This is a genomic window from Pseudovibrio sp. POLY-S9, assembly GCF_001431305.1.
GTDB lineage: Bacteria > Pseudomonadota > Alphaproteobacteria > Rhizobiales > Stappiaceae > Pseudovibrio.
The window spans coordinates 54,212-65,608 of record NZ_LCWX01000200.1 but is presented as its reverse complement, the minus strand read 5'-3'; the positions used below and the strand labels follow the sequence as shown (position 1 = coordinate 65,608).

The 11,397-nt window shown below is 51.9% G+C and carries 12 protein-coding genes; 5 read left to right on the top strand and 7 right to left on the bottom strand.

Going from position 1 to position 11,397, the window contains the following annotated elements:
* Positions 1–72: 72 nt before the first annotated feature.
* On the top strand, positions 73–501 hold the full coding sequence (locus PPL9_RS19855; RefSeq protein ID WP_057464308.1) for an Lrp/AsnC family transcriptional regulator: 429 nt from the start codon (positions 73–75) through the stop codon (positions 499–501).
* Positions 502–603: 102 nt separating this feature from the next.
* On the opposite strand, the gene PPL9_RS19850 is transcribed toward PPL9_RS19855, so the two are convergent.
* The 6 genes from PPL9_RS19850 to PPL9_RS19825 all read right to left on the bottom strand — a co-directional run bounded on the left by PPL9_RS19850 (position 604) and on the right by PPL9_RS19825 (position 5,135).
* Entirely contained in the window at positions 604–1,317 is a 714-nt protein-coding gene (locus PPL9_RS19850; RefSeq protein ID WP_057464307.1) for a MerR family transcriptional regulator, read from the bottom strand.
* Between the two features lie 41 nt (positions 1,318–1,358).
* The gene (locus PPL9_RS19845) at positions 1,359–1,670 is read right to left on the bottom strand and encodes an integration host factor subunit alpha (RefSeq protein WP_057464306.1); all 312 of its coding nucleotides are present in this window, start codon (positions 1,668–1,670) and stop codon (positions 1,359–1,361) included.
* A 135-nt stretch (positions 1,671–1,805) separates the two neighbouring features.
* A complete protein-coding gene (locus PPL9_RS19840) occupies positions 1,806–2,783 on the bottom strand; it encodes a beta-ketoacyl-ACP synthase III (RefSeq protein WP_057464305.1) in 978 nt (325 codons plus the stop codon).
* A gap of 10 nt (positions 2,784–2,793) precedes the next feature.
* Complete coding sequence (plsX, locus tag PPL9_RS19835) at positions 2,794–3,843, bottom strand: phosphate acyltransferase PlsX (RefSeq protein ID WP_057464304.1); 1,050 nt, start codon at positions 3,841–3,843, stop codon at positions 2,794–2,796.
* Between the two features lie 166 nt (positions 3,844–4,009).
* Positions 4,010–4,582: a DUF177 domain-containing protein gene (locus tag PPL9_RS19830; RefSeq protein ID WP_057464303.1), complete on the bottom strand. Its 573-nt coding sequence runs from the start codon at positions 4,580–4,582 to the stop codon at positions 4,010–4,012.
* Complete coding sequence (locus tag PPL9_RS19825) at positions 4,575–5,135, bottom strand: ubiquinol-cytochrome C chaperone family protein (RefSeq protein WP_208987852.1); 561 nt, start codon at positions 5,133–5,135, stop codon at positions 4,575–4,577. The genes PPL9_RS19830 and PPL9_RS19825 overlap by 8 nt, the downstream gene beginning before the upstream one ends.
* Positions 5,136–5,262: 127 nt before the next feature.
* On the opposite strand from PPL9_RS19825, the gene PPL9_RS19820 reads away from it, so the two are divergent.
* The 4 genes from PPL9_RS19820 (at position 5,263) to PPL9_RS19805 (ending at position 9,084) form a co-directional block, all read left to right on the top strand.
* Positions 5,263–5,700, top strand: a complete 438-nt coding sequence (locus tag PPL9_RS19820; RefSeq protein ID WP_057464446.1) for an outer membrane protein assembly factor BamE — start codon at positions 5,263–5,265, stop codon at positions 5,698–5,700.
* Positions 5,701–6,057: 357 nt separating this feature from the next.
* The gene (locus tag PPL9_RS19815; RefSeq protein ID WP_057464302.1) at positions 6,058–6,966 is read left to right on the top strand and encodes a DUF417 family protein; all 909 of its coding nucleotides are present in this window, start codon (positions 6,058–6,060) and stop codon (positions 6,964–6,966) included.
* A gap of 150 nt (positions 6,967–7,116) precedes the next feature.
* Positions 7,117–7,536 carry a thioesterase family protein gene (locus tag PPL9_RS19810; protein WP_057464445.1) on the top strand — a complete coding sequence of 140 codons (420 nt, stop codon included), beginning with the start codon at positions 7,117–7,119 and terminating at the stop codon, positions 7,534–7,536.
* Positions 7,537–7,803: 267 nt separating this feature from the next.
* On the top strand, positions 7,804–9,084 hold the full coding sequence (locus PPL9_RS19805) for a carbohydrate porin (RefSeq protein WP_208989502.1): 1,281 nt from the start codon (positions 7,804–7,806) through the stop codon (positions 9,082–9,084).
* Between the two features lie 88 nt (positions 9,085–9,172).
* On the opposite strand, the gene PPL9_RS19800 is transcribed toward PPL9_RS19805, so the two are convergent.
* Positions 9,173–11,302, bottom strand: a complete 2,130-nt coding sequence (locus tag PPL9_RS19800) for a sodium-translocating pyrophosphatase (RefSeq protein WP_057464301.1) — start codon at positions 11,300–11,302, stop codon at positions 9,173–9,175.
* Positions 11,303–11,397: the final 95 nt, after the last annotated feature.

The following is an 11,397-nucleotide window of genomic DNA, read 5'->3' as shown; positions in this document are numbered from 1 at the left end:
CACCGCCACTATGTCGCGATTAATAAGTATTTTAACGGCACTCTTCCTGATAGTCCGCTCAGAGGAACTTCAATGCTCGACGCCACCGACCGCGAGATTATCGCGATCCTTTCCAAAGAAGCCCGTATCCCGATCAAAACACTGGCAGCCCGCATAAACCTGTCTCGCAGTGCCACCAGCGAACGCATCACACGGCTGGAGAACAACGGCACAATTCGCGGCTACAGGGCAGACATCGGTGGCCTCGATCCCACGCACATCTCCGCCTTCCTGTTCATCCGCCTATCACGCACGCCAATGCGTGAAATCCTCGACATACTGGCGGCGTTTCCAGAGATTAAACGTGTGAGTTCGGTAAGTGGAGAGCTCGACCTTGTGGTCGAAGTCGTTGCCTCCTCAATGGAGATGCTCAACAACGTCAGAGACGCCATCGCATCCACTGACGGTGTGAAGGATCTGACAACCACAGTCATTTTGCGGGATGAGCTTCAACGCACCTGAAACAGCAAAGGGCGCCGGCTGCAATAAAGCAGGATCTGACGCCCTTAAACCAACGTTCAGGTCAGCGTTCCACCAATCCAAGACCCTATCAATTTTTGCAGATTATCGCGCCTGATCCAGCATACGCTTACACTCCAACAGCTCAAAAAGCGTGGATTGCAACCGGTCAACATTGTCCTTGGAAAGTCCAGCAGACCCTGTTGCCTCTTCCTTTTCAGAGCCCATCAAGCGATCCATGAAGCCAAACGCTCCATGCCCGCCTTTGCCATGCTGATCCGGCTCGTCATCCGGCAACAGACCGGACGGCAATGGCATCTGCGGCTCAGGCTCGCTCTCAAGCGGAAGAACCGCCTGTTCTTCAACAGACCGTTCAGCAACCCAGTCTTCCTGCGGCTCATACATCTCTTCTGGAGACGACATGATAGCCTGTGCAACTGCAGCTTCCGCCGCACTGCGCACTGAACCCTCAGAAACTTGGGATGGATCAGGTGCTACGCCCACAGGCGTATTGGCGCTGGATGAGGTTGGGATGACAACGCCACCACCCTCTTTCCAAACGTCCATAACGACGCGCACGCCTTGCTCTCGCAAAATACGTTGCACGCCTTTAATCGTATAGCCTTCCCCATAGAGCAAATGGCGAATACCGCGCAAAAGCTCAAGGTCGTCAGGTCTGTAGTAGCGCCGTCCACCGCCTCTTTTCAGAGGCCTGATCTGGGTAAATCGTGTTTCCCAGAACCGCAGAACGTGCTGCGGCAGATCCAGTTCACTCGCTACTTCACTAATTGTTCGGAACGCGTCGGCGCTCTTCTCCACGATGCAGACCCTCTAAACCTTACTATTATCGGGGCAGCAAATTAGCTGGCGCCCTCAACCAGAGCATCATTAATGCGCTGCTTAAGAACATTGCTTGGCTTGAATACCATAACCCGGCGTGGAGAGATCGGAACTTCCTCACCTGTTTTTGGGTTACGGCCAATGCGTTCACCTTTCGAGCGAACAACAAAAGAGCCAAAGCTAGACAATTTGACAGACTCGCCGCCTTCCAGGCTGGCAGAAATTTCTGCAAGTACCTGCTCAACGAGTTCGGCAGATTCAGTCCGAGATAGGCCGACTTTCTGGTAAACCGCTTCACATAAATCAGCGCGGGTTACAGTGTGACTACCCATTCCACCCTCCTCCGGTAAAGCCATGATCCGTAAGAATAAAGCTTGCTTTCAACAAGTTACGGTATGGCCAACCGGCGTCAGGGTCAACAGCTCATTTGCTAAGAAATGCAACCCTCTGGGGTTTTTTGCCGCTTTTTACCACTTAAGGAGTACGGAACCCCAGGTAAAGCCGCCGCCCATTGCTTCCAGCATGATCAGATCGCCCTTTTTGACCTTGCCAGCTTTAACAATGCTGTCCAGTGCCAAAGGAATCGATGCAGCTGAAGTGTTGCCGTGCTCGGAAACTGTTTTCACTACCTTTTCAGGAGCGATGCCAAGTTTCTTAGCAGAAGCATCAATGATGCGTTGGTTCGCCTGGTGCGGCACAAACCAATCCAGATCTTCCGCAGTTGTGCCAGTGGCATCAAAGGCAGCTTCAATCACATCAGTGACCATGCCAACCGCGTGTTTGAACACTTCACGGCCCTGCATGCGCAGATGACCAGCTGTCTGCGTGGTGGAAGGACCACCGTCCACAAAGAGCTTTTCTTTGTGACGTCCATCAGAACGCAAATGACAGGTCAACACACCGCTGGTCTCAGCAGAAGCCTCGCCTTCCTGCGCTTCCATGACAACAGCGCCAGCGCCATCACCAAACAGAACACAGGTCGTACGGTCTTCCCAATCCAGAATGCGGGAGAATGTTTCAGCGCCAATTACAAGCGCACGCTTAGCCAGACCACCGCGCAGGTATGCGTCGGCAGTGGTAACTGCATAAACAAAACCAGAGCAAACAGCCTGAACGTCGAACGCAAAACCGTGGTTGATACCAAGTTCTGCCTGCACAGCAACAGCCGTTGCCGGGAACGTATTGTCAGGTGTTGAGGTTGCCAGAATGATCAGATCAATGTCCTGCGCATCAACACCGGCATTTTCCAGCGCAGCCTTGGCAGCATTCACTGCAAGGTGAGACGTAAACTCACCTTCTGCCGCTATATGACGGTTCTTGATCCCGGTACGCTGAACGATCCACTCATCAGAAGTGTCAACAATCTCGGTAAGCTGCTGGTTAGTAAGTGCTTTTTCAGGCAGATAGCTGCCACAGCCCAAAAATACAGAGCGAAGTGCCTTCACTTTAAACCCTTCAGTTTTCTTCAGCCTCTGAGAAACGACCACGATGGTAGTTTGCCAGATCCTCGGAGATCTTTTTAATCAATTCATTCTTGGCCATATCATAGGCAAGTTCAATGGCAGCACCAAAGCCTTCAGCGTCTGTTCCGCCATGGCTTTTGATAACAATCCCATTAAGCCCAAGAAAGACCCCGCCATTGACTTTACGCGGATCCATTTTCGCCCGAAGCCGCTCGAAAGCACCTCGTGCAAAAAAGTAACCGATTTTCGCCATAAGCGTACGTTTCATAGCAGCCCGTAGGTAGCCAGCAAACTGTTTTGCGGTTCCCTCGGCTGTTTTGAGTGCAATATTGCCGGCAAACCCTTCGGTCACAACAACATCAACGGTGCCTTTACCAATGTCATCACCCTCGACAAAGCCGGAGTAAACAAGGTTTGGAGGAGACAGTTCGCGCAGCATTTTGCCTGCTGTACGCACTTCCTCAACACCCTTCACCTCTTCAACACCAATATTAAGGAGACCAACAGTCGGCTGCTTAACACCATGAACAGAACGACACATAGCGCCGCCCAAAATAGCAAAGTCGATCAGCTGCTGTGCATCCGCGCCGATCGTAGCACCCACATCAAGCACAATGGATTCACCGCGAAGTGTCGGCCACATTGCCGCAATCGCAGGACGCTCAATACCAGACATGGTGCGCAGGCAAAACTTGGACATCGCCATCAGCGCGCCCGTATTGCCTGCGGAAACAGCAACATCTGCTTCAGAATTTTTAACCGCAGCGATCGCATTCCACATGGAAGATTTACCGCGGCCCTTGCGCAAGGCCTGACTCGGTTTTTCGTCCATGCCAATCGACACATCGGTATGATGAACAACGGATGCCTGCTTCAGACGAGGGTATTCCTCGAGCATTGGCTCGATGACTTTACTGTCACCGAAAAGTAGAAATTCGATATTCGGGCAGCGTTGCAGCACCTGATCAGCACCAGGCAGCACCACCTCAACACCGTAATCCCCCCCCATAGCATCAAGAGAAATACGTATTTTTTCAGACATTTCCAATTTCTTGCCTTGTCCCAACAAAGTCTGCCCTTGTATCGGCAGACCTCGGAATAGTTAAGAGCATTTTCCCTAAGTTCAGTGGAAATGCGCGTCGCGAAGATACTCGATTATAAACGTCTCGCAACACCCACCTCTAAAAAACCTTTGCAGCAATCTAAGATTATTTTTTGCCTTTAAGGGCTTCTAGTGCAGCAAAAGGAGAAGGCTTCTGCTCTTCATCCTGTTTCAGTTCTTCCTCTGGGTCCGGAGCATATTTGTCATCCATTTCAACCCCTTTAGCCCGAGGAAATGGATCCAGTCCCAACGCAAAGTGCTCACAAACAACAGCTCCGAAATCCACCTGTGAGCCTTCGAAATAATCCGGCGGATCGCTCTCATCAATATCCAGATCTACTTCCAAGGTATCATCATCACTTCGACGACGCCCCCGGGAATCTTGATCCGGCAAAAATGTGCGGTCGAATTCTTCGTCCACCAGGCACTCAACTCGGTCAAGCGTGACAACGCATTGTTGAATAGCTTTGGCGCGAATGTGACCGCGCACCGCCAGTCCATCACGGCGCCACGGACGCACTTCAAGGTCGGCTTCGAACTCAGGCAGCTCTATCAAATCATAGGCCTTGGCGATCTGCGTCCGCTCATTCCCATTGAGGACAAGCTTTAGCTGTTTGGTTTTCTTACCAAGACGCACCGCATCGAATAAATAGGCCCACGGGTATTCAGTTTCAGCCATCGCTGGCGCTTTCCCTTATAAGTTCGATCTTTGGAGCCACAAATTTGACGTCGCCCGCAAGAATTTCATGGGTTGGAAGAGCAGCAAGGCCTTCCACCGCTTCATGCATGTAATGAACCAGCGCTCTTATCGCAACAGCTTCACCGCTCTCGCCATAAATGTTTCTTACAAAGGCCTCAAATAGAGCGGAATTGTCCTTGTTTTCCAGAGCCTGCATATAGCTGGCTGTGCGTCCGTAAAACGATTCGACCATAATTCGAACCCGTTTACGCACACCTTCGTCGCCAATACCGATCTCTCGCATGCTCTGGTCCATATCCTGAAAAAAATAATCGAATACAGCCTGTGCAAATTTCCGGGACGCCTTATCTTCGCCTCCTAACCGGTGAAAGACACAAAAAGCGTGCAAAACAATCATCTCGAAGCGACCTTCGCTCGTATCAGGTATACCATAGTGCTGATAAAACACTGGTAGTCGTGCCTGCGCGACGATCCGCTCGTAAGTTGTTCTGACGGATGTGTCTTTACGTCGACGGAAAAAACCGAAGATCATGGCACCTCTCTTGCGCTTGTCGAGTTACTTGTGTGACTGCCACGAGGATGGCATAAGCACAAGTCTGAATCTAAACCGCTTGCTTGCTGCATTTTGCTGCAATTTGCAAGCCAACAGGATGTTTGGAATGATTGCATTCGCACGCCGTACTGTGTTCCTCGCTTTTTTGAGCCTGCCACTTGCCGGCTGCTTCACCCAGACACTGACACATGGCCAGGTTGTTTCACCTGATTCAATTCAAGATGTTCAAGTCGGTTCCAGCCGTGAGCAGGTAGAACTTCTCCTTGGTAGCCCGTCCACCACATCTAATCTGGACGGTGAAGCTTACTATTATATCTCGCAAAAGAGCGAAACAGTGGCATTCTGGTCTCCGTCAATCGTCGACCAACGTGTTGTCGCTGTTTACTTTGATAAAGATGGTTATGTGAAGTCCGTTGCTGATTACGGCATTGAAGACGGAAAAGTCTTTGATTACCTCGGCAGAAAAACACGCACCGGCGGTGCTGATTATGGTCTCCTGACGCAGATCCTGCGTGGAGCTGCAAATCCATCAATCGGTCTCTAAGACCCGCCCATCACGAGTTTAAAAAACGGCGTCTGTTTTTCAGGCGCCGTTTTTTTGTGCTTAAAGCCAACAGGCCAGGCTGCTCTATCCCATTCATATCGCGAATGCTGCCAAATCCTAAGCTTCACACTTAAAATCACGCTGGTGTTATTGGAGGTTTGCTACATGTGATCCTGTATTGAGGAGTTATACGCATTCTGGCCGTCTTCTTCCGTGGTTTCTTCAAGGCATTAGAGCGCGTTCCTTTTGATTGGAAACAATCAAACGACAAGAATTCGCTCCACCAAGGATGTTAGATCGCGATGCGTGAATGCAAATTAATGCGACGTGCTCTAACGACAAACGCGAAGTAAAATCATGACGCACTCCTCTACTGCCCTCAAAAAAATTACAGATCTGCGCCCCTCAGATCACGCTCTTTTTATCTATCTCACACTCGTCACAGCAACCTACCTGATCTGGGTTGGCCTGCTAAAGCTGACAGGTCCGGAACATCAGCAAATCGAGTTCTGGCTCGGCAATAGCCCGATTTTCAGTGGAGTGGTTCAAGCACTCGGCGTGCCTCTCACCGGCGTTCTGATGGCCCTTTTTGAAGTCCCGGCAGGCATTCTGGTTCTGCTTGGCCTGAAAGATCGCCGCCTTGGCATTCTTGGCTGCCTGATGGCCATGCTGATCTTCGCCCTGAACTTCCTTTACCTGTTCACAAACCCTGTGTGGATGGATGCTCTCGGAGGTTTCCCGATTATCGGCTCCGGCCAAAACCTCCTGAAGTACCTCTCCATGTTTGCAATCCCGGCGTACATCCTCGGGCATCACATGCACACAGCTGGCAAGGAGCAGACCGCAGGCTCTCTCAAAAAGCTGGCCGTGTTCGCAAGCTTCGCTGGTATCGCACTGGTCATGGGCTGGATCGGCGCCATGAAGTTTTATGAGTTTGAGGCACAAGGCATTGTCCGCCTGATGCAGTCCAACATCCTCTTCAGCTGGACCTATCAGGTCTGGGATGTTCAGGGCGCTTCCAACTTCATCGGTATCGTAGAGTGGGTCTTCCTGCTACTGCTGCTCTGCCTGCCATTCAACCGCTTCCTTGGCGGTCTGGGTGTCCTCGGCATCGCCGCTACAGCACTCGGCACCCTCACCTTCATGTTCTCTGTACCGGGCTGGGATGCGGTTTCATTCTTCCCTCTCCTCAACCGTACAGGCATCTTCGTGCTGAAAGACCAGTTCCTGCTTGCTGCCGCCGTCATCCTTTGGCGCAATTACTAAGCAGCACATAGACAGCAATAAGAGAAAAGCCGGTGTTCTATAAGGAGCACCGGTTTTTTCATGCTCACCTGAAGATATCCGACAGTCGTAATGACCTGCAGCACTCTTCCCAATAGGCTGGTCAGGATTGCGATTGTATTGGAAACAAAGATGTTTGAGACATATCGCGGGATTGTTTACCCGCAGCAGGAAGATCACATGGGCCATATGAATGTGGCCTGGTACACCTCCAAATTTGATGAAGCCACCTGGCACATGCTCGCCCACATTGGCATCACCCCAGCCTATATCCGCGAGAGCAACAACGGCATGGCTGCACTGGAGATCACATACAAGTATCTGGCGGAGGTCTCCGCAGGTGACTTGCTCGTTGTGCGCTCTGAAATTAAAGAAATGCGCGACAAGATCATCCTCTTCAAACACACTATGTTTGACTCAATCACGGACACACCCGTTGCCACCATGCAGGCCGTCGGCGTCCATATGGATCGCGATGCTCGAAAATCCTGCCCTTTCCCCGCGCATACAAGAGAACGCTATGAGGCACTGTTGCCGGAGCCAGCAGCCTGATCAGGCACCTCAAAATTACTTAGCAGGTTTCAGATAGGAGCCGCCGCAAGAACAACAGACTATAGTAATCCTGTAAGTGAATCTGAGTAGGACATGCAGCACTGCTGCATACCAGATTGATGCGGGCAAATTCTTGATTGAGTGCGGGCGTTTTTCGCAAAAGGATGGGTTCCATCAAAGTGTTGGAGCATGCGGCGTAAACAAGAGTGCACGCTGCATAATCCTGAGTTTCTCTGTTTGCCTGAGTCAGTCTAGGGGAACCAGCTTTTGCGAGCGCTTAAGGTACCTGCGATAAAAAAACGCATATCGCCAGTTCTACAGTTTCTAGCGGTTGTCGGCATAGCGCTGACAGCCAGCACGGAACTTCGCGCGCAAGTGGGCAACTGGCCATTAGCCTGGGCGCAATGGCACAACGAAACCCGCGATTGGGGCGGTATTCGCACCAACCTTTCTGACGAGGGTCTTGATCTAGGTGTGCTCTACACCCAGGACGTTGCCGCAAACCCCGTTGGCGGCCTGAACCAGAGCGCAACTTATGGCGCGCGGCTGGAAGGCATGGCCATGCTGGACTTTGAGAAGATCTTCGGCATCAAAGGCAGCAGCCTGCACTACATCATGTATCAAGGCCTGGGACAGGGCCTGTCACAGGAGGTCATTGGCAACGACTTTGGCGTCACCCAGATTTTCTCAAGCGACATCCTCGCCATCGCCAACTTCAGTCTGGAGCAAAACCTGCTCAATGATCAGCTGTACCTCTCCGCCGGTCGCCTCGCTGTAGGCGACATCTTCGCAAGAGACGATACCTTCGCGTACTACCTCAACGGAGCCCTCAACAGCACCCCTGGTCAGCTGCTCATCAACCAACCCACTTTCACCACCTACCCCTTCAACATATGGGGTCTGGCAGGCAACTATACCTTCCCCGGCAATCAATACGTCAGCCTCGGCGTCTATGACGCGTCCGTGGATGATCTGAACAACGCCGAAAACGGCTTCAACTTCCGCTTTGCGCCCAAAGGCAGCGTGCTGCTGGTCGGGCAAGTCGGCGTTAATCCGGGGAAAGATGACACAAGCAAGTATCTCCCCGGCCACTATCAGCTGGGCGCCTTCTACAACACTGACAGAGTAGATGTTCTGGGCACAACCACCACGCAAACCCGTGAAGGCAACTGGGGTGCCTATGCCATCGCACGGCAGATGATCTATCAGGAAAAGGACCTGCAAGGTCTGAGTCTTTGGGGCCTTGTTACAATCGCGCCACAACAAGCCATCAACACCCAACCTCTCGGCATCAGCGGCGGCTTGTTCTACCAAGGCCTGATCCCCAACAGAGACAATGATGTTACTGCCGGAGCCTTCATTCTTGGTTATTTCAGTGACCACCTGCCCGGCCAGTCCTATGAGCTCGTATTCGAAGCCACCCATCGCTACCAGTTCGCCGACTGGTCCTATCTCTCACTGGACTTTCAATACGTGGTCAATCCCGCCGGAAACGACGACATCCCGGACGCCTGGGTCTTTGGCACCGAGTTCTCAGTGAAATTCTGACCTCCGCTTAAGCCCCCGACATCAGAACAGCAAAAAGCCCGGCCATCTCCCAGACCGGGCTTTTTAGTTTCAAATAAGATCAGAGCAACTAGTGCGCCAGCACTGCCAGAAGCAGAAGAGCCACAATGTTTGTGATCTTGATCATTGGGTTCACAGCTGGACCAGCAGTATCCTTGTAAGGATCACCAACAGTATCACCTGTAACCGCAGCTTTATGAGCTTCAGAGCCCTTACCACCGTAATGACCGTCTTCAATGTACTTCTTGGCGTTGTCCCACGCACCGCCACCAGCGGTCATGGAAAGCGCAACAAACAGACCTGTCACAATCACACCAAGCAGCATAGCGCCCAGGGATGCGAAGGCATTTGCTTTGCCAGCAATTGCTTCAATCAGGAAGTAAATGACGATTGGAGACAGCACAGGCAGCATGCTCGGAATGATCATTTCCTTGATTGCAGCCTTGGTCAGCATATCAACAGCACGGCCATAATCAGGGCGAACTTCACCCTTCATGATGCCTGGCTGCTCTTTAAACTGACGCCTAACTTCTTCAACCACAGCACCCGCTGCGCGGCCAACCGCTGTCATGGCCATACCGCCAAACAGGAATGGGAGCAGACCACCAAAGAACAGGCCGACAACCACATATGGGTTAGACAGTGAGAAATCGATGGACGCCTCAGTCATTCCCTTGAAGTAAGGAAACTGCTCAGAGTTCGCCACGAAGAACTTCAGATCCTCCGTGTAAGCCGTAAACAGCACCAGCGCACCCAGGCCAGCAGACCCAATCGCGTAGCCTTTGGTCACTGCCTTTGTGGTGTTACCAACAGCATCCAGCGCATCAGTCGTGTCGCGCACTTCCGCAGGCAGGTCTGCCATTTCAGCAATACCACCAGCGTTGTCCGTGACTGGACCAAACGCATCCAACGCCACAACCATACCAGCCAGCGCCAGCATGGTTGTCACTGCAATGGCAATACCGAACAGACCAGCCAGCTGGAAAGTCACGATAATACCGGCAATGATCACCAATGCAGGAAGCGCAGTGGATTCCATGGAGACCGCAAGACCCTGAATAACGTTGGTACCGTGACCCGTTTCAGATGCTCGGGCAATCGCCTGCACAGGACGGAAGTTTGTACCGGTGTAATATTCAGTGATCCAGATGATCAGACCTGTCACCACAAGACCGGAAACACCGCAGAAGAACAGATCCAGCGGCGTAAAGCTAACGCCATTGCTCTGCGTCAACACTGTATCCATACCGCCGAAGACCCAGTAGGTCAGCGGATACAGGATGATCAGCGAAACAATTGCAGTGGCGATGAAACCCTTATAGAGCGCACCCATAATGGAGTTGGACGCACCAAGGCGCACGAAGAACGTACCGATGATGGATGCCACAGAGCAAACACCACAGATCAGCATCGGATACAGCATTGCAGACTGCAAATCAGCCGTACCGGCAAAGTAGATCGCTGCAAGAACCATCGTCGCAACAAGCGTCACAGCGTAGGTCTCAAACAAGTCAGCAGCCATACCTGCACAATCACCAACGTTGTCGCCAACGTTATCTGCGATTGTTGCCGGGTTACGTGGATCATCCTCAGGAATGCCAGCCTCAACCTTACCAACAAGGTCACCACCAACATCCGCACCTTTTGTAAAGATGCCACCGCCAAGACGGGCGAAGATGGAAATCAGAGACGCACCAAACCCAAGAGCCACAAGCGCATCAATCACAGTGCGTGATGTTGGATCAATGCCCATAGGTCCGGTGAGGATCAAGTAGTAAACGGCAACGCCTAAAAGAGCGAGACCAGCAACGAACATCCCGGTAATGGCGCCGGAACGGAATGCAATTGAGAGCCCTGCCCCAAGGCTCTGGCTTGCAGCTTGTGCAGTGCGAACGTTTGCCCGTACGGAGACGAGCATTCCAATAAATCCTGCGGCGCCGGAAAGAACGGCACCGATAACAAATCCAATAGCTACGGTGATAGACAGCAAGTAAGCGACGATGGCGAAGATAACCACGCCAACAATTGCAACACTGGTGTACTGACGAGTGAGGTATGCTTGCGCACCCTCTTGAATGGCACCAGCGATTTCCTGCATTTTCGCAGACCCGGTGTCAGCAGCCATCACGCTGCGAATTGCCCAGATGCCGTAAACGACAGAGAGCAAACCGCACGCAATGGTAACGATAAGTTCAGTCATATTTCCTCCCCTAAGGGTACCCTGCTACTTATGTGTGTGTTCGTAGCAAAATCCGCACTGCAATTGTGTAATTTAACGAACACAGTGACGGTATA